Genomic DNA, 18486 nt, shown 5'->3' on the forward strand with positions numbered 1-18486 from the left:
TTTCCTAGAGTGAGTGGAGTAATGTTTTCGGATCTATTCATCCGCTTAAATCATAGAAAGATAGTAAGAGTCTTCTTGTTCTCTAAACTTGAGCCTCTCCGCTTTGATGTTGTTCTTGTCCTCACCAAGTAAAAACATTTGTCCTGGGGTATTGGTAAAATCGATTGTTTTTTCGATCGTGTTACCTGCGCCCCAGTAAAAACTATGGAAGTGGGTGTAATTCTCGACGAGCTCATCAGTAGGGAAGGGTTGGACAACAGTGCCTTCTCTATCAGAAATAAAGAAAACGCAACTGGAGTTGGTTTTGAGTTTGCGACGACCTTTCTTAACTCGTTCCTTGAACGTTTCCGGATCTAAGATCGACTCAAACAATACGGATAATTGGTTATGACCCATCGCTTTAGTGTAGGCGGATAAATCAATACGTCCCGGCATGCGAGCACCAGTTTCTAGTAACGTTGGACCTTCGCTCGTGATCATCACTTCACTGTGGCCTGCACCGTTTCGAATACCCAATGCGTCTAAGCACTCGTAGATGTAATTTGCCAATAAGTTAAACGTCTCGCTGTCCTCGATAGGACACAACAATTCGTTGTAGTCATGTACTGGACTGTTGTCGATACGCACTCGATACACTCGGATGATCTCACTGACAAAGTGCTGCCCATTGAGACTAACAGTGTTAACGCAGTATTCAATTTCATCAGAGTCGAGATAATACTGAGCTAGGACTTCCTTGTTGGTATTTCCGTAGACATCCTTGTTGAGGTAGATGTTGTCAAATGCGCACTTAATCTCTTCTTGATTGTGGCAAATTCGCACTCCATCTGATGAAGCACTTTCTAGCGGTTTAATAATATAAGGATAGTTGTTCTCGTCGTTGTCTATCCAAGAAAAGATGCCATCCACATTGTCGGATTTGAACTGAACGATCGAGCGAACACCAGCCTTTCGCAGAGCTTCTTGCATTTCAAACTTATTGCGTCTCGCTTTTGACAGACCAAAGATGTTTGAGTATGACAAGTTTAGCTGATGGGAAATGATGTCCGACAGTTCCACTGCATGGTCCTTACCCGGTAGCACGCACAAGATATTTCGACCTTTGAGCTTCTCAAGAACCTTCTCAATATCACCACCCCAAGTAACATTACCTATGTAGTCACCTCCACAATAGGAGCTCAATACCCCTTCTGACGCCGAGAACGATTCCACATGCAGCGACTCAATCCCAAAACTGCTTAAGTACTTAGCGTAATGCGCTCCGGTCCCGTAGCCATCAACGATAATGAAACAATCTTTCTTTTTATACATTTTATTTAACCTTTAAGCTGAATTTAAATTCTTCTCGTTTTTGCCGACAAAGAAGAGTGCACCGACAACGCTGAGCGCTGACAGCGTTAGAAACATCGTATTGCTGCCATGGCTTTCAAGGATCAGTAAGCTGACCCATGGGCACAGGAAATAACCGAGTGTTTGTAAATTTTGCGCACCAAAATACGCGCCTTTCATCTCGTCCGGTGCAATTCTATCGATGACAACGGACTGATTAGGGATAATGAGAATTTCCCCAACCGTAAATACCACCATAGCGAGGGTGAGGTGTGTAATATCCCCAGAGAGGAAAAAGCCAATTTGACCTAATGCCAATAAAAAGCCTCCGAGAAAAATATTCACAGTCGGCGAAATCTTTTCTGTATAGCCAATGAGTAATGGTTGGACGAAAATAATACAAAGCGCGTTGGTCGTAACCATATAAGAAAGAAACTTCGTACTATTAACATGATCCTCCGTCAGAATAAAGTATTGAGATAAATAGACCGTAAACTGGCTATAGACAGTGCTCAAAACGATTCCCCCGATAATGAATAATAATAAGCATTTATCCTGAACTAGAACATTAATTATATTAATCATGCTAGGAGATTCTATTTTTTCCTCTTTCGGCTGTTCACTATTAACAAAAATTAAATAGTAAAGAAAAACTAAAAAGAAAATAAAAGATGCAGCTAAAAAGATAGATTTATGTTTTTCTCCTGTTAGCCAAACTCCCAATAAAGGCCCGACAGCCCAACCTACATTAACAAGAATGTAATTAATTGAGAATGCGCGAACTTTGTTTTTTTCATCCACTTTTTCTGAGATGATTGATTTTGAGACTGGTGAAAATATTGAATAGCCTATATTAAAAAATAGGTTAGATACATAAAGTAGTAACAACGAATCAAAAAAATACAGTCCAGATAATGAAATTGAACAGGATAATAATGAAACCAACAACATGACACGCTTGCCCAAAATGTCAGAAAGCGTGCTTCCTATTGCGCCTATCGCGGTTGAAATAAATATCGCACTGCCTATAAATAATCCAACATCACTGGGTTTAAGACCCGCTTCTAAACTTAGGTATATTGCAAAAAAGGGAATACTCATTGCTCTTGCAACAGTCAATGCTAATGAGGAAAGCATGAGACTTTTTACAATTTTAGGTATCCCAATAAAGTCTTTCACCAAGCCTAAAAATTTCATAGTGAAGGCTCACATGTTAATGTCAGCTTTTCCTGATAGTGGGCAATGATGTCAAGCAAGGTCTGGCTGACCACTAAGGCGTCTTCTTCTTTCACATGAAAATGGGTTACCAACCTCACTTTATCGTCGTCCCATGCAATCATTTTTAGCCCTTTCTCCTCAGCAAGAGCAACGAAGTCTTGTGCCGTAGTACCAAGAGACTGCGCTGAGATGTACATCATGTTGGTCCCATGGTAAATCAAGTCCACACCATTTAACCCTCGGAGGCTCAGGTAGATAGCGTTCATCTTATCATTATCATCACCCACCAATTCCCAGTGATGCTTCAAAGCGTAGTGTGCAGGAGCTGCAACAACACCAAACTGGTGCATGTCACCACCAATCCATTTCCGGTACTTCCTGGCGCTGTCAATGAACGACTTTTTCCCGACCATGATGGACCCTAATGGTGCACAGAGACCTTTGGAAAAACACATCGACATACCATCAACATACTGTAGGTATTCGCTCGGATGAACGTTGCTGTAGGCAGACGCATTGAGTATTCTTGCGCCATCAAGGTACAAAAATATGTCACGTTGTTTAGCGTAACGGCTAATCTCTTTTATTTTTTCTAATGAAAAAACCGAGCCACCTTTTGAGCCAACGGTATTCTCCAAGCAAATAACTTTAGGATGAGGGTAGTTATTATTCCATCTTGATTTTGTATTAATAGCCTTATCAAGATTATCAACGTTATATATTCCATCCTCCGTGTTAATTAGGTTGAAACACACGCCGGCTAATCTTGAAGATGACCCAGATTCAAAAAAATTGATATGATAGCTAGCATCTAAAATAACTTCATCTCCTGCATTAGTTAGAGAAAGTAAAGCTATTTGGTTACTCATCGTTCCGCCACACGTCAGTAAAGCATCTTCAGTTCTGAAAAATTTCTTACAATATTCTTGCAGCTGATTTACAGCTCGATCGTCCCCAAAGCAGTCATCTCCAACTATAGCATTTCTCATGGCCTCTCTTATATTATCCGTAGGTTCTGTAATGGTATCACTTCGAAGATCTATATATTTCATACTGTGCTCTTTGATTGAAATTAATTTTGGGTGAAATAGTTGAAAATCAAACTATTTTTAGAAGTCACATTCGATTAAGTATTGTTCACTGCTATATTCGAAAGATGCGCAGATAGTATATTTTATTTTTTTAACATCAAGCTTAATATTTTATGTACTTTTAAAGAAACGTATATTTATCAATTAATAATGTAATTTATTTAATAATTTATTATTATAAATGGTGATTTTAATCAAGGTTTTTATTAGAAATATTCACAAAACTGATAGTAATAGGTATAAGTGTGACAAATATCAAGAATTGAAGGTTATTAATGAATAAAACACATAACTAGTTGTTTGACTTATCTATTTAATAAAAAATTGTGCATGCAATAGGTTTTGATGTGATGGACGCACCTCCCTTCTGGCTTCTTTGATTCAATCTGGCCTGGATCTAACACCAATTATTACTCACCATTACAAAGTGGACGACTTCCAGAAAGGCTTCGACATGATGCGATCTGGTATGTCTGGTAAGGTGATTTTAGACTGGGAGTAGGTTACTACCGGTTTTGAATATCAGAAGGCAACAGGCAAAACTGTTGCCTTTTTTGTCGCCATTCTGTAGCCATTTTTAATTGGTAATAAATTTAATCTATTGATATTTAATGGTTATTTTTGTTTTTGTATATAGTGGCAAGTTTGATTCAGTCAGGGTTAGACCTGTCACCAATCATTACTCATCACTTTAAAATTGATGATTTCCAAGCAGGCTTCGATGCTATGCGTAGTGGGCTTTCTGGCAAGGTTATTCTTGATTGGGAATAGATAAACTCAGGCTCTAAATAGTAAAAGGCGACAGTGAAAACTGTCGCCTTTTTGACTAATAAAACCGCTAAATAACGGTCGATTACAGTGTGTGTCGCCATTTTGTCGCCATTAATTTTCTAATGGGTTGAGGTGTACCGCTTGTATCAAATGTTCTGGTGCAAAATGGGAATACGCCATTGTTTGCTCAATTTTAGTGTGTCCAAGAATACGCTGTAACACCAAAATATCCCCTTTGTTCATCATAAAATGCGAAGCAAAAGTATGCCGTAAAACATGCGTCGCTTGTCCACTCGGAACGTGGCCAGGTAGAGCCCTTTTAATGTAGCGCCAGGCATCCTTGTAAGTAGTGTTGAAAATTTCATGGTTGCTCACCGCGATATCTAAGATCTCTTGATATAAAGCAGGTGAGATGGGCACACTTCGATTTCTCTTACCTTTTGTCTCGGTGTAAGTCAGTTTAAATTCAGCTACCTGTGAACGGGTAAGAGTTAGAGCTTCACTTATACGGGCACCGGTGGCTAAGCAAATCTTAGAGATTACAATGAGCTGTGGAATCGAGACTGTAATGACTCGATTGCAATTTTTCAGGTTAACTAAGAACTCTTCAATTTGTGGCTTGGTTAGATATGCTAGGTTCTTCTCACTTGTTTTGATTGTTTCGATAGCTTCAAGTGGATTGGGGTATTTCCATTGATTGTACTTAATTAGTTTCTTGAACATTCCCTTTAGATAAATCAATTCCGTGTTATGTGTTGTTGGTGAAATCTTAATAGATTTATTTTTGCCACGGTAGGGTATTCGCGCTGCACGATAGTCTAAGTAGTCTCGTTCTTTAAAGTGGGAGGCAATTGGATTTCCTAATTCTTCAATTGTCTTGGCTATTAGATCCCGAGCTTGTTTACCCGATTTCAACGTATGACCGTGTATGGTCCACCAAGTGTCTAACAGTTCGCTCATTCTACGGTGATCGGGTTTACTTCCCATCCATGGCTTATCGTCAATCTCCTTCATAGTGTGAAGCTCAAAAGCCTTTGCTTCGCCCTTAGTCGTAAACTTTTTACGAACACGCTTCCCCGTTCGCCCATTCGGGTAACATTCGCAGAGCCAAGATTTAGTAGAACCATCTTTTAAATTGCGGATAGACATAATAAAGCCTAAAATTACTGTATATAAAAACAGTATAATTGGGGCTAGAACGTAGAACAATGTTTTATATCGGACAAAAAGCACAGGTTAGGCTCCTATCTCAAAGTGCTAAGAAAGCTAATAGGTTATTGCTATGTATCAATCAATTCATGTGACTGCTGGATACAGTCACTTCAAAATTAACAGTGATGGTCCAATTGGGGTAAGTAAGAAGAACCAAGGGATGATTGATGCAGTTTTGAAGCTAGGTAACCGTTTTACTGCGCCATTTGGTGGGTTTATAGAAGCAGAGAACGTGATCGGTTTGAAATGGGTGAAGCTAGTTGATATTAAATATCTGTGCACCGATGAGGAAGCCGAAACTATCGAGTACGTGATACAAAAAGACCACTATGTAGTGGGGACGTATCAAGACCGGAAGTTGTATATTTTATTGTTTGGTGGAGAGCCAAAACACCATCAGATTAAAGGTCTTGAACAAGATGGGAAAAACAATGTGTTTGGGTTGTTTTAATGTAGAGGTGATAATTTATAAATCAGTTAGACCAGAAACTTACAGTCCGTACTGTCGGCTTGATCTTCTAAATTAGCAAGTTGGCTAGCTCATTTTTGCCCCAAAGTGAGTTAAATTGAATATTCTACAGAATCTAGACGTGTGAGTTTTCCCTACAAAACCTAATATCAAGTTTATGACTGATTTTCTTAGCATCTTTTTTTTCTATGTATCTATACAGGTTATTAAGTTTGAATGTCGTTTGAGTATGGAAAGAGGCATGTTTTACTTAGTGTTTAGTCTCGCTTTGTTGATAGAAGACGTAATAAGTTACTATTTATTAGTAGGTTTATGATTTTCATATCTTGGATAACACGTATTGTTAAAAGTGATAACATGCCGGCGCGTTTTTATGTGAGGATAGAGTGCACCTCTCAATGTGTTCTCTTTAATTTTTAGTGGCTTATGATAAATTAATGGAAAGCCGGGCAGGCAGAAAAACGAGACTGCCTGTTATTAAGAATGTTAGGTCTAAGGAGAGACAGTGACAATATCATCAGGAATAGCTTTATTTATTGCAATGGCGTTATCCGCGGCAATTCCCGGACCAAGTGTTCTTGCCGTGGTATCTAGGTCTATAGTATATGGTTCAGTACAAGGGCTATTGGTGGTAGTTGGAGTATTGGTTGCTGATTACATTTTTATATTTTTAGCAATATCCGGTCTATCTTTGGTTGCGAGCTTGATGGGTGAGTTCGCCGTCCTAATCAAATACGTAGGGGTTACTTACCTTTTATGGTTGGCTTACGTTACTTGGACTTCTGAAGTTTCAGACTTAACTGCTAAGAAAACAAAGGTAAGTATAAAGTCATCTAGCTTAATCACGGGGATGCTCATGACTCTTTCTAACCCAAAAGCCATTTTGTTTTATATGGGGTTCTTCCCTGCTTTTGTTGATTTAACTGCTCTAACTGCGCTCGACGTCGTCAGCATACTACTTCTGTCTACGATATCCGTGGGTGGCATTCTAGCAACTTATGCATGTGCTGCTTCAAAAGCTAGCTTCATGTTTAAGGGGCATATTGCTAGAAAGCGATTAAACAAGCTTTCAGGTGGCTTCTTAGCTACTTGTGGTGCAATGCTGGCGGTAAAGACGTAACAAGGCGCTTAAGACGGACTAACAAACGCTTGGCATTTTTGGTTCGGTTTAGTTTGGAGTATAAGGTGGTCAATTCAGTTAGGTGGTGGGTTTGTTAGCCACTTAGCTAGGCGTTATTTTTTTAGGAGGCTTCAGTGGATCATAAACTGAAAAAAGAAATCGGGAAAATTGAAAAACTGAAGAAAAACAAAAAATTCGAGTGTCTTTTTCCACATTGTTCAAATATGTCAATTGGCTCGCATTCACAGCAGCGAGGTGGACAACTAAAAGTCATAAGTAGAAATGACGAAGTCTATGCGATGAACTTCAATATGTATGAGGTTTTAACTAAAGGTGAAAGTGCATTTTCTTTAATTAAAACTAGGATTAAGAATGCTTCGATATACCCAGGTTTCTGCCAAAACCATGATGGACAGGTTTTTGCTCCGGTAGAAAAACGTCCTCTCCAGTTTGGTGACTCTCTTCAAGCAGCAACGTTATTTCTCAGAACAATTACATATGAAGTCACTAGTGGAATATAGGGGAATTATGAGTAAGTTTCTTTCGACGTGGAAGCAGAAGTAGACTCTTTGATAGAGCAGTTGAAAAATCGCAACAAATAAAACATACAAGCGTTTAAGGTTTCAAGATACTTATTCTAATCTATATCGAGCGTGTTAGATCTCAAACTCTAACGCGCTTCTGTCCAAAAATGTTTCAGAACTACTTAGAGATTGCACAACGACCAATACTGGGCCAAAGAAGAAGACTGCCATAAGGTAGCCTTTTTCTTTGCAAGTGCCACTCCCCAAGAGGGGAGGCTGATAAGAGGCTCGTTAAGTATCGGTGACGCTATTAATCAAATTAGCTGCAGTGCTCTCAAACAGGTGAGTGCAACAGTTAACGCTTTTCCATTACTAACGCGACTCTACCTACAACCCTTACTTCATCTTCTTCGACGGTTAGAATCGAACCGTTAAAGCTGATTGCTAGTTTTTTGCCTGGTAAGCGCTGGATGTCGTTTAGCGAGAGTAGGCCGTCCATATTAACTAGGTATGTACCGCTTACTGCTTGGTGAGATTCTTTATTTATAAGGAACGTAGTAGTTCCATCTTTGATTGCTATTACATTACTCACATCTAACTCGTCTAGAAGAGTTTTATCGAATGCAAGTATCCCTTTCCCAACCAATTTACCGTCGTCAATAGAGAAACAGTCGATATCGAAAAGAGTTTTCGATTCGTTCTTCTTATTAATATGCTTTTGGGTTGGTGTTTTAGGGTACGGTTCGCCTTTATCTAGAAGTAACCATTCAAGTGAGACTCCAGTGCTCAAATGAGTCCTCACTGCAATTTCAAAGGGAGTAAGGTTTCTCTGTCGCCAAGTCGCGATTGTTGATTTTGGGATGCCAAATACGTCTGCTACATCCTGTTGGCGGTCTGAATTCGTGATATCTATCAACTTCTTGATAATATCCCTACCTCCCAAATACGATATTTGGTCTATTTTAAGTTGCTTGTTATTCATATGTGATCAATAATCGCAATTGAGTTCGGAATGGTGGGGTGCAACTCGTCATTCCGAAATTAAACATTCAATGACTAAACAGGATATCATTATGCTCTCATATCAAGTAGTCCTAAATACGCCTTTCATGACGTACGATCAATACTCTCAGTTCTCTGGAATGCCGAAGCGCACCATTATGGATTGGGTCGCTGATGGTCGCTTACCTATTAAAACTAAAGCAAAAGGTAAAGAAACCCCTCTCATCAATATGGTCATGTTGCTAGAAATGGCAACGCGTGAAACGTTGGAGAGAATGGGGTAAGTAGCCATGTGTTTATCTTTCATAATTTCGTCCAAAGATTTTTGTCCGTTGGGGCTAAACATTCTTGGTTGGAGTTTCGTTGTCGTCTCGTTTGTCTTCAAGTGAGTATTGGTTATGAACGGAACTGACTCAATAGGCGAGTTCTCTCGCACAAAACAAGGGGCCTTTAATGAGGCGTGTTGCGTGTTTGCTAGGTCAGAGAATATGGCTAGGCTGGCAGAGGTTATAGGGATGAGTCCGACCATGCTGCGGAATAAACTTAACCCTGAGCAGCCTCATGTCCTGAGTTGTGTTGAAGCCATCACTCTCGCCAAAGTGAGTGGCAATCATACCATCGTAAACAGCTTGCTTCTTGGGTTGGGGGTGGTCACCGCTCATATAACATCTGATAGCACGGAAGACACCTTTGTTCAAAGCGCATTAGAGAACTCGATCTATTCGGGTGAATTGTCTCGAATGGCGTTGGAGTATGCAGGAAATCATCGCCTAACTCGCACTCAAAAACATAAGATTATTCATACCGCGCACACCAGCATCAGCATTCAGGTAAAACTCATCAGGAGCCTGGAAAAACTGAATCAAGGTGGTTGTCTGCTTAAAGCCATAGAGGAGGCGGCAGACGCTAATGGTTTATTTGTTTCAAACATCAATTCGGAGCAATGATGTCTATTACTCCGTGCGATAAGTCATGTCCTGAAACGTCTGGTCATGGATTGACGGAGGAAGATAAGCGTAGAGGCCTTAGGTATATCAGGCGTATTCGACGCGAGTTATGCGATCGTCAACTTTCTTCATTATGGGTTGAGCAGGCGAGGTTAATGACCCAATTAAGGCGTTCGAACCATGTGTTTGAACAAGTACGACTGCGAATTCGTTTATTCGGCCTTGAGAAGCGAATACAAAGAATCAGACAACGTTGGCTTTGACGCATTTTAATTTTCCAGAGTTGCGTTATTGGTTTCTCAGAAGGTGAGCGTTATTTAGCCGAGGTCAACTTTATGAATCATCATGTGTTTGCGGTCGTACAGGGTAAAGTTATTCAAACCAGTATTGAAGCAGTCTTCAATTTAGTCTTAAAAGGTAAAGAAGAGTGGCGTGATGCAGTCTGTTGTCCTTCGAAAAGGCGTTCGATAAAAATTGACACCCGTGGCGGCTACGAAAGCTCGAAAGGAATGGCTTTGACTGGCTCTCAAATCTTGTCAGAGAGAGTCAAGAGGACTGATTCAGTAACGGCGCTCAACGCTCAAGACAATCTCTCTTGCTTTGTTTTTTCTAAAGGTGAGTATGGGCAAGGTGCACCGAGGGTGATGAGATGACGGCTCACTCTGAATACGCTGCGTCTTCATCCATTTCGTGTTTGAGTCGGCTACTTGAGGAAGCGCCTTATTTTTCGAGGTGCAGTGACAATAAAACCGCGATGCTCATCAGACCTCGAAACTATGCGGTCAGATGGCCGTATATGCAGGTTAATCGTAAAGATATGCAGGCGTGGATGGTGTTTGACATCGATCATGACCATCGAGCTGTCCCCAACCTCTATATTTGGCAAGATGAAGGCTTGCCACCCCCTAATCTAATCGTTCGAAACCGCACCAGTAATAAAGCCCACCTTTTTTACGCTATTGTGCCGGTTTGCACCAGCGATCAAGCACGATCCAAACCCATTCAGTACCTCAAAGCCATTTATCGCGCCTTAGCATTACGACTTGAGGCGGACTTGAGTTATTCAGGCCCTGTTGCCAAAACGCCCTTTCATCCTTGGTGGCAGACGACCGAACTCCATCGGAGTGTCTATGAACTCAATGAGTTAGCGGATTCTCTTGAGCTGGAGACAACGCGGCCATGGCTTCGTCAAGATACTGATGTCTCTTATTCTCGAAACTGTACTTTGTTTGAACACACTCGCCGATACGCGTATGACATTGTCGACGAAGAAAGAGAAAAGGGCAGTTATACGAGCTTTAAACGCCGTGTCGAGAGTTTCGCTCATTATAAAAATACCGGCACCCCGGATAAGCCGCCTCTGAAGTGCTGTGAGGTGTTGGCGGTGGTGAAAAGTGTTTCCCGTTGGACCTGGGATAAATATTGTGCTCGGTCAGACTGCCAACGAGGTGTGATGAGGTTGGATAGTGGATTAAGTCTGCAGGAAAAGCAGCGTAGAGCGGCCAGAAGAACCCATAACCTTCGTAGGACGAAGACCACTCGCCGAATTATCCGCACATGTCAGGTTTTGTTACGCAAAAATCAGGAGCTCACCATTGGTTTGGTGGCGCGTAATGCGGACCTGTGTCGCCAGACCGTCAGTCGTTACATCTATTTGTTTGAATGGGTCAAGTCTGCTTTATCCGAAAATAGGCAAAATGGGCCAGAGCATCGTGGTGATTATGCTGTTCATCAGATATCTGCCCCTATAACGTTATACTGGGCGGAGTATGAAGTAGGGAAGAAGAAGGCGGTGCTTGAGTCAGCTTTTCCTTGAGTTGAAGAATAATGAGTAACTATCGAGTCAAAATAAGATCTCTTGGTAAATTTAATAATGAGTTTGAGTCGACATAACCCCATTTTATGCGATTAATGTCTCAATTCGTGCAAATATGGATTTACACACCCCAGCTTGCTGTATATCTATACAGTACATAAAGAGGGGGGATTTATGTCTTTTAAAGATACAGAGACACTTTCAACAGGAATTGAATTCATTGTTGAAGCCGTGGCGGTGAAGACAAATGGCCAAGATCATTCAGCGTTAGGCTTATACCTGATCAGCTTACTGCTCGAAGATCAAAAGATTTCCCTTGATTGTGATGATAAAAGGAAAAGGCCGGTAGTACCACTTGGTAAGTCGCGTCAAACACATCTTGATATGGGTTGGAAGTGCCCTGCTTTTTAGATTTGGTTGTGTTAGCTAATTGGGTGAACTTGATAGTGATAGTTCTTCAACTCTTCACTTGTTTGGCACAACTCAAATGTGAAATAAGGCTGGGTGACTAAGCACTGAGTGAACCTGTCTAATTCATTCGTATGTATAAACAGCGAAATTGGTGCAATCTGACGGTTTTCATTATCGAAGCAGTTATCGATATGTGCTCTGTCGATATAAACAACGTCCATTTCCTGTTTAGGGGTCTCTTCAATAAGTTTTGTTTCTAATCCGCTCTTCTCGAAGTGTTCTAACAAGGCGTAAAGCTTATCAACGTCGTTTTGACTTTCTATCGCTGAATATTGAGATAAAACGCTCTCTAAGTGTTTTTCGATTGAACCAAACTTATTCTTCATCAAACAAACCGTTTTAAGCTTTTTCTTGATAATGCTATATCGAGCTTGTTTGATTTTTGGCTTCAAGAATTCAATGATGATTTTGTTTCGTTGCTCTTCTTTAACAAAGTGACTGGCAACGTTTACTTTGAAGTAAAGGTGGAGAAGAGTGTTTTCGAAGGTCGACTTAAGAAGTTGATGATATGAATGTTCTGACATTGTTCACATTGACTATTTATTGGTGAGGGTATCTTATCATAAGAATAGCAAGGCTCTAAGGTCGAAACCAAAGTGACGCAACTTGCTACAGTGAAAACGATACAATATATCACTTTATTGGTCTGCTTTTTGAGTAACTTATGAAAGTCGAGCTCGTTACTTCCCTTAAGCGTCAAGCCACCAAAACCCTCGCGGAACTACACGATACCAAAGAGCCTGTGTTAATCACCGAATATGGCAAACCTTCCGCGTATTTGGTTGATGTGGACGACTATCAGTTTATGCAAAACCGTTGGGCTATCCTTGAAGGGATCGCTCGCGGTGAGCGCGTCATCTCAGAAGGCACGTCACTGAGACATGATGAAGCTAAGGACAAAATGTCTAAATGGCTGAAGTGATTTGGAGTGAGCCCGCGTTATCTGACCTTAAGATATCGCGGAATACATTGCCCTTGAAAATCGGGTTGCGGCCAGGCAATTGGTTTAAAATATTTTCGACGAAGTTGAAGGCCTCAATGACTTTCCGGAGTCTGGGCGCCAGCCTCCTGAGCACCTTAATTATAGTAAAGTCGTATCAACCCTTGTCGCGTTTTTTACAAGCAGAGGGTGACAAGGTGTACATCTTGTTTGTAAGGCGCGCGGAGCGAGGTTTACGTCGATTTTTGCTGAGCAAACAGTAAAGCGTTTGTGCCACTTCTGATAAGCTGATGGCCTACATCTATTAAGGCATGATCGTGGCGAAAAAGAAAAAAGCACTCCAATCTAGACGCATCACCCAACCAGGACCTTCGTGGACGGAGGCCAAGCTAGTCACCATTCGACGACATCGTATCGAGGGCACATTAAGCTTCGGGGTGTCGACCATCTCTAGACAGCAAGTCTTACCCGATTACGAACGTGTATGGGAACAAACCATCGTCGAAGAAGCTTACCAACAAGCGATTGTCGAGTTGTTAGATCAGGGCGAGGTCGTGTTAAGAGTAGAAGACTAAATGGGCTGCTCATTGGGATGTTTTCTTTCGGGGATTGCCTTTCAAAAAATTTTTTCCGAAACTTGTAGACTACAGCGTAGTCAACCTTAGTACCAGAGAATCGGGTGTGGGTGGTCTAAATACTCAATGCGTTTATTTACTATATCCGCCGTCTTCCCATTCTTTGCAATACCGTCTTATTAATAACCGAAATGAGAAATCGATGGTGCTCAATGGCGAGCCAGCCAGGTGCTCCTGAGTTTGGTTGTTAAATCTATGGGGTAGAAGGTTCACTCCTTTTTCTTGGCACTCTGTAATAGTCGCAATGAACAATGGGATTTCACTTCCAGGGTTTTGTCAAATTCTGCCCAAGGCGCGATTTGTTGGGGCGTGACTCAATTTTGCTGTGGCGCTCAACCTGTTGGCGATGCTTCTCACGCCAGTAGGTAAAACTGAGCAATTCTTTGGGATTAAGTTCGCGCGCGGTCGACATTGATTTTAAAATCATCCCAATGATGCTCCAGCGGTAAATAACCATGCGCGAGAAGGCTGTTTATTCCCTGGGTTATCCTTATTACTGGTGGCGTGTAAATGCTTTCACTCGTACGTTGATTCTTTAAGTTCGTTCTTATGATCTACGGACGTCGACTTGTTTGTCGATATGCTCGCTCCAAATACGGCACTTGAGGAATCAGATTTATGCTTAAACAGTGTACCAGTCGTAGTTACAATATTTTCAATTTCAGAACTCGACTTTGATTCTAGTCTTGAGGTTAGGTTAAACAACAGGTATTGGTTGGTGAGAAGCCTAATAACTTAATTCAACGTGGATAGAGCTCTCGCGGCTGGTGCCATCTTCTTTAGGGTTTTTATAGCCTTGATATTATTGATTAGTAACGGCTGGATAACTTTTAATGAAAAGTGTATTACATATGTAATACATTGACAGGGCGATGTATGTTTATTATTGTGTATTACACATGTAATACATTAGGTGTCTACTATGAAAACAAAGATCATCAGCGCAGCGAACCAAAAAGGTGGTGTTGGAAAAACCACGACTCTTGTCAATTTAGGAGCTGAGCTTGCACGAAAACGAAAAGTGTTAGTCATTGACCTTGATCCTCAAGGGAACTGCTCCAAAACGTTAACGGGACAACGTGATTTTAAGTTTGAAGATACGGTTGCTGCTTTGTTTGATAAACCTAAAGTTGTGTCCATTGTCGATCTAATTCAACCTGCAAAGCTTAATGGGAACTCCATTGAAAACCTCTATGTTGCTCCCGCTGATGTTCAGTTGTCACGTGTCATCGAAACATCACTGACAAAGATTAATCGTGAACGAATTTTAGAGAAGCAATTGGCGAAGTTAGGTGATACCTATGATTTCATTCTTCTTGATACTCCACCAAACTTATCCCTAACGACTCTTAACGCAATCCAGGCCTCAGACCTTATTTTGATCCCTGTTGATTCTGGTGCATTTTCACTGGACGGCATTAGTCCTTTACTCGAAGCTGTCTCTGAAATTAAGGATGACGAGGGCAACTATCTGATTCTGAGGAACGAGGTCGATTCAAGAAACGCTATTATTAATGAGTTCATTGATGAGGAATTGGAGGTAGTACAAGATAAATTGCTACCAGTATCTGTCCGTCGTTCTGAGCATGTCGGACAAGCTAATGCCGTTTCTTCTCCTGTGCGCTTTTATAAATCGGGCTCTCTTGTTAATAACGATTACCGAAAACTCGCTGCGTTTCTTTTAAATTTAATGTAATACATAGGTAATACACATGAGCAAGTTAAAGAAACGAGGAGCTATAACAGCTATCTCTAGTGACAAGAACGAGGGTTCAAGTAAGTCGACTGGAATTACGACTGTCAAAAAGAAGGTGACGACATCTTATAAGGTGCCTCCTCTGACTCTTAGAATGTCACTGACTGATAAAGAACGGATAACTGATTGGGTAGCAAATCTGCAAGAGCAGACAGAGAGAAATGTGTCTGCAGCGAAACTGTACCGAGCCTTGGCTTTATATCGAGATAAGATCGATGATGAAGATCTCATTGAGTTGATCAACAAAATGAATTAAATATGTATTACATATGTACTACATATCTTATATAAAGGCTCGTTATAGACTTTAAGCGTTGTCATAGGGCCTACCTCGGACTTAACTTCAAACACTGATGAACATGACACTTGAAGAGTCTTGTCACCTGTTCTGAGCCTCATTTCCTTGTAAAGACAAACACTTTAAATGTGTCTTATCACGACTTTTATCGTTGCCTTAGGCGTCACCCTATGGGCTAGGCCTGACTGCCCTAAGAGTCTTAGCGCCTTGTCGCTCCCTCCTCGTTGATCTCTCTGTCTTTGAATAAGTTCGAATAAGGGCTTGTTTTCTTATGCGCCGATTTCTTTCACTCGCCTCATTTTCGGGCTCGCAGGCTGTTAACCGTCTCTCCCCACAACCTGTTTTTCAAGGGAGGCTTCGCCGCTGCGCGCCCTTGCAAAGCAGAACGATGTTGAGATAGCGGACAGCCAAGCGGCTCCGAAAAGTGATACTCAAACAGAAAGGAAACTCTCATGGCGCAACAAAACTCAACCCCAACTCTCTCTAATTCAAATTCATCGACCAGCGTTTCGCCGCTGGGGCACGAAAGCTCACCAAAAAATGATATCTCTAGTCCTTTGGCGGTATTGAAGTTGCGCTATCAAGTCAAAAAGTGTCGTGATGAGGTAAAAAGAAAGTCTGATTTTGTTTCCAAAATCCAGCGTTTGAAAATGTTCAGTCGTCGTCAGTCGCTAGAGCAACTGGCTGATATCGCAGCGTTAAAAGACCAAGGGTTCGTTGACGCTATCAAGCAGCAGTTTCCGCAATTGGTGTCGCGTCGTTTTGCTTTCCATGAAATACGTGACTTTTTCATCGAATTAAATGGCGCTGGCTTTGGTGAATGGTTTCTGCACGAGCGAGTGGATCGCATCATTATGTACACCACTTACGGGTCTGTGTTTCCAGCGTTGCGCTTTGTGACAACAGGGGAGGGAACGTTTAAGTGCTCAGGATTTTGTTTCGATGTGCGTTTTGGCGCTTAGGGGGTCACATGGCCGTTCGTTCTACAGTATCCGCTGACATATCCATGCACGTGATTTGGGTGAATTCAACCGACTTTTACTCCACCGTAAAGGCCGTCAAGGTTCATGAGATTTTGGTGAATGAGTTTGGGTATACCGACTCTTTAATACTAGAGGAAGGCAACCGAGGGAAGGGGGAGAGTATCAGTGTGTGTGATAACACTTGAAGTGGTCAAGTAAAACTGGCCACGGTTTTATGGGTAAACCAGAATTGTCGCTCTGATTCATTTGGTGTTAATCCACCATTGTATTGATGTGGCCGATGTTGGTTGTAATAATCAACCAGATAATCTGTTATTGCTTGGCACGCCTCTGTAAAACTTCTATCGCCATTCGTTGGCACCCATTCCGTTTTTAAGCTTCTGAATACTCGCTAGATCTTTCAGTATTAACGGGAATAGCTCTCTCGCTATATAACGTTTTAAGATGCGAGTTATTTCCTTAGTTGATAACTCTTCTGCTGTTCTTCGTGCAACATAGTCTTTTGTTCTGGGATCACTACGCATTCTAACTATTGCCACGGTCCAAAGAGAGTTATTCGCACTACGGCTACCTCCTCGATTCAACCTATGCCGGGTAGTTTTCCCCGATGACACTGGAATTGGATTAGACATAATGACCCACACGAGGTGCTAGCCTCCAATTTCGTGGGTTAGCGTAAAGCCAGAGCCATAATTAGTGTGTTCGAACAACTAAATTTGGAGGCTAGCATGAATAACGATAGCATAATTTTCATAGGCTTAGATACGCATAAGTCATTTATCCAAGTCGCCGTCTTGCAAGAACAACGCGGGACTAAACTTGAACATTTGGGACTGATAAAGTCTAACAAGTACGCACTCATTAAACTCACACAGCAACTGCAATCTAAATACCCAAAAGCCACCCTCCATTTTGTCTACGAGGCCGGGCCTTGTGGATACTGGACATACCGATTGCTCACCAGCCTTGGGCATTGCTGCTGTGTCATCGCCCCTTCCCTTATTCCTAAGAAGTCAGGGAATAGAGTCAAAACAGATAAGAGAAATGCTGTAAAACTTGCCCAGCTTTTTAAGGCTGAAGAGCTAACACCTATTTATGTTCCTGAATCTGAAGACGAGGCGATAAGAGATTTATCAAGGGCTCGAGAAACCGCGATGAAAGACCTTAAAGATGCAAAGTTCCAATTCAAAGGCTTTCTTCTAAGCAATAATGTACAAGCAACTGTGAATGATAACTGGTCTAAAAGCATCTACGGTGGCTAACCGACCTCATTATTCCCCATCACAGCCAACAAATTGTATTGCAAGAGATGATCATCACCATCAGTGAGAGGATGCAAAGATTACAACGGTTGGATAACGAGTTATTACACCAAGTCAAAAACTGGCGTTACTACCCTGTTGTCAAAGCCATCCAGGCCATGCGGGGGGGGAGGCGACTACTTGTTGCTCTCGGCATCATTGCCGAGCTAGGCGATCTACGTCGCTTCGACCATCCAAGAAAACTTATGGCTTATGTAGGCCTCGTACCGACGGAAAGCTCAAGTGGCGGAAAAATGAAACGAGGGAGCCTAACCAAATGCGGAAACAGCCGAGCACGACGATTGATTATTGAGGGAGCACATACTTATAAGCACAAAGCTAATATCTCCGTCGAACTGCAACTGCGACAAGAAGGGCTGCCCAAAGAAATTGTCGATATTGCTTGGCATGCTCAGCAACGATTATGTCGCCGCTATCAACGATTACTACAAAAAGGCAAACATCGAAATGTCGTCTCCGCCGCTATCGCAAGAGAAATGATCGCGTATATCTGGGCTATCGCGAGAGAGGTGGTCGTGAGCGCAGTCGATCCAAAAACACGGATTGCAAGGCTGCCTGCATGAGAAAAGAATTAGTGTTAAC

At 41.7% G+C, this 18486-nt stretch carries 20 protein-coding genes and 6 pseudogenes; 18 read left to right on the forward strand and 8 right to left on the reverse strand.

Annotation, left to right across the window (positions count from 1 at the left end; genetic code table 11):
* Positions 1–45: 45 nt before the first annotated feature.
* From L3V35_RS18585 to L3V35_RS18595, 3 genes are read right to left on the reverse strand one after another with little or no spacing between them, the layout of a single operon-like run.
* Positions 46–1311: an ATP-grasp domain-containing protein gene (locus tag L3V35_RS18585; RefSeq protein WP_237300437.1), complete on the reverse strand. Its 1266-nt coding sequence runs from the start codon at positions 1309–1311 to the stop codon at positions 46–48.
* Between the two features lie 12 nt (positions 1312–1323).
* Complete coding sequence (locus L3V35_RS18590) at positions 1324–2526, reverse strand: MFS transporter (RefSeq protein WP_237300438.1); 1203 nt, start codon at positions 2524–2526, stop codon at positions 1324–1326.
* A complete protein-coding gene (locus L3V35_RS18595) occupies positions 2523–3599 on the reverse strand; it encodes a GntG family PLP-dependent aldolase (protein WP_237300439.1) in 1077 nt (358 codons plus the stop codon). Before L3V35_RS18595 ends, L3V35_RS18590 begins: the two co-directional genes overlap by 4 nt.
* A 406-nt stretch (positions 3600–4005) precedes the next feature.
* On the opposite strand from L3V35_RS18595, the pseudogene L3V35_RS18600 reads away from it, so the two are divergent.
* Together L3V35_RS18600 and L3V35_RS18605 are read left to right on the forward strand one after the other, a co-directional pair.
* Positions 4006–4140 (forward strand): annotated as a pseudogene (locus L3V35_RS18600) (L-threonine 3-dehydrogenase); the annotation flags it as partial.
* Positions 4141–4268: 128 nt separating this feature from the next.
* A pseudogene (locus L3V35_RS18605) lies at positions 4269–4409 on the forward strand (L-threonine 3-dehydrogenase); the annotation flags it as partial.
* Positions 4410–4520: 111 nt separating this feature from the next.
* On the opposite strand, the gene L3V35_RS18610 reads toward L3V35_RS18605, so the two are convergent.
* On the reverse strand, positions 4521–5558 hold the full coding sequence (locus L3V35_RS18610; RefSeq protein WP_102332073.1) for a tyrosine-type recombinase/integrase: 1038 nt from the start codon (positions 5556–5558) through the stop codon (positions 4521–4523).
* Positions 5559–5691: 133 nt separating this feature from the next.
* Between L3V35_RS18610 and L3V35_RS18615 the strand changes: the two genes are divergently transcribed.
* The 3 genes from L3V35_RS18615 to L3V35_RS18625 all read left to right on the forward strand — a co-directional run bounded on the left by L3V35_RS18615 (position 5692) and on the right by L3V35_RS18625 (position 7731).
* Positions 5692–6072 (forward strand): hypothetical protein, encoded by a 381-nt coding sequence (locus tag L3V35_RS18615; protein ID WP_102332045.1) that lies wholly within the window; start codon positions 5692–5694, stop codon positions 6070–6072.
* Positions 6073–6595: 523 nt separating this feature from the next.
* Complete coding sequence (locus tag L3V35_RS18620) at positions 6596–7210, forward strand: LysE family translocator (protein WP_237300440.1); 615 nt, start codon at positions 6596–6598, stop codon at positions 7208–7210.
* A 134-nt stretch (positions 7211–7344) separates the two neighbouring features.
* A complete protein-coding gene (locus tag L3V35_RS18625) occupies positions 7345–7731 on the forward strand; it encodes a hypothetical protein (RefSeq protein ID WP_237300441.1) in 387 nt (128 codons plus the stop codon).
* A gap of 358 nt (positions 7732–8089) precedes the next feature.
* Here the strand turns inward: L3V35_RS18625 and L3V35_RS18630 are convergent, their stop codons facing one another.
* The gene (locus L3V35_RS18630) at positions 8090–8716 is read right to left on the reverse strand and encodes a phage repressor protein CI (protein WP_102332048.1); all 627 of its coding nucleotides are present in this window, start codon (positions 8714–8716) and stop codon (positions 8090–8092) included.
* A gap of 91 nt (positions 8717–8807) precedes the next feature.
* Here L3V35_RS18630 and L3V35_RS18635 point away from each other — a divergent pair, with 91 nt between their 5' ends.
* From L3V35_RS18635 to L3V35_RS18655, 5 genes are all read left to right on the forward strand, one after another.
* Complete coding sequence (locus tag L3V35_RS18635) at positions 8808–9020, forward strand: hypothetical protein (RefSeq protein ID WP_029203682.1); 213 nt, start codon at positions 8808–8810, stop codon at positions 9018–9020.
* 114 nt (positions 9021–9134) lie between these two features.
* A complete protein-coding gene (locus L3V35_RS18640; RefSeq protein ID WP_102332049.1) occupies positions 9135–9683 on the forward strand; it encodes a phage regulatory CII family protein in 549 nt (182 codons plus the stop codon).
* Between the two features lie 335 nt (positions 9684–10018).
* Positions 10019–10336, forward strand: coding sequence for a hypothetical protein (locus L3V35_RS18645; protein WP_102332050.1), 318 nt, complete (start codon positions 10019–10021; stop codon positions 10334–10336).
* Positions 10333–11499 (forward strand): replication initiation protein, encoded by a 1167-nt coding sequence (locus L3V35_RS18650; protein ID WP_102332051.1) that lies wholly within the window; start codon positions 10333–10335, stop codon positions 11497–11499. The genes L3V35_RS18645 and L3V35_RS18650 overlap by 4 nt, the downstream gene beginning before the upstream one ends.
* 174 nt (positions 11500–11673) lie before the next feature.
* Positions 11674–11910 carry a hypothetical protein gene (locus tag L3V35_RS18655; RefSeq protein WP_102332052.1) on the forward strand — a complete coding sequence of 79 codons (237 nt, stop codon included), beginning with the start codon at positions 11674–11676 and terminating at the stop codon, positions 11908–11910.
* 11 nt (positions 11911–11921) lie between these two features.
* On the opposite strand, the gene L3V35_RS18660 is transcribed toward L3V35_RS18655, so the two are convergent.
* Positions 11922–12494: a DUF2913 family protein gene (locus tag L3V35_RS18660; RefSeq protein ID WP_102332053.1), complete on the reverse strand. Its 573-nt coding sequence runs from the start codon at positions 12492–12494 to the stop codon at positions 11922–11924.
* Between the two features lie 140 nt (positions 12495–12634).
* Here L3V35_RS18660 and L3V35_RS18665 point away from each other — a divergent pair, with 140 nt between their 5' ends.
* The 7 genes and pseudogenes from L3V35_RS18665 (at position 12635) to L3V35_RS18695 (ending at position 16767) form a co-directional block, all read left to right on the forward strand.
* Positions 12635–12892: a type II toxin-antitoxin system Phd/YefM family antitoxin gene (locus L3V35_RS18665; RefSeq protein WP_102332054.1), complete on the forward strand. Its 258-nt coding sequence runs from the start codon at positions 12635–12637 to the stop codon at positions 12890–12892.
* Positions 12880–13173 (forward strand): annotated as a pseudogene (locus L3V35_RS18670) (type II toxin-antitoxin system RelE/ParE family toxin). Before L3V35_RS18665 ends, L3V35_RS18670 begins: the two are co-directional and overlap by 13 nt.
* A gap of 48 nt (positions 13174–13221) precedes the next feature.
* Entirely contained in the window at positions 13222–13485 is a 264-nt protein-coding gene (locus L3V35_RS18675; protein WP_237300442.1) for a hypothetical protein, read from the forward strand.
* A 982-nt stretch (positions 13486–14467) separates the two neighbouring features.
* Entirely contained in the window at positions 14468–15241 is a 774-nt protein-coding gene (locus L3V35_RS18680) for a ParA family protein (RefSeq protein WP_102332058.1), read from the forward strand.
* A gap of 16 nt (positions 15242–15257) precedes the next feature.
* A complete protein-coding gene (locus L3V35_RS18685; protein ID WP_102332059.1) occupies positions 15258–15557 on the forward strand; it encodes a hypothetical protein in 300 nt (99 codons plus the stop codon).
* A gap of 494 nt (positions 15558–16051) precedes the next feature.
* Positions 16052–16561, forward strand: a complete 510-nt coding sequence (locus tag L3V35_RS18690; RefSeq protein WP_102332060.1) for a hypothetical protein — start codon at positions 16052–16054, stop codon at positions 16559–16561.
* Positions 16562–16569: 8 nt separating this feature from the next.
* Entirely contained in the window at positions 16570–16767 is a 198-nt protein-coding gene (locus L3V35_RS18695) for a hypothetical protein (RefSeq protein WP_237300443.1), read from the forward strand.
* A gap of 5 nt (positions 16768–16772) precedes the next feature.
* On the opposite strand, the pseudogene L3V35_RS18700 reads toward L3V35_RS18695, so the two are convergent.
* Positions 16773–16979: pseudogene (locus L3V35_RS18700) on the reverse strand (integrase core domain-containing protein); the annotation flags it as partial.
* A 10-nt stretch (positions 16980–16989) separates the two neighbouring features.
* A pseudogene (locus L3V35_RS18705) lies at positions 16990–17208 on the reverse strand (transposase); the annotation flags it as partial.
* A gap of 102 nt (positions 17209–17310) precedes the next feature.
* Between L3V35_RS18705 and L3V35_RS18710 the strand changes: the two are divergent.
* A pseudogene (locus L3V35_RS18710) lies at positions 17311–18467 on the forward strand (IS110 family transposase).
* Positions 18468–18486 lie beyond the last annotated feature (19 nt).

The organism is Vibrio sp. L5-1, from assembly GCF_021728315.1.
Lineage (GTDB): Bacteria > Pseudomonadota > Gammaproteobacteria > Enterobacterales > Vibrionaceae > Vibrio > Vibrio splendidus_K.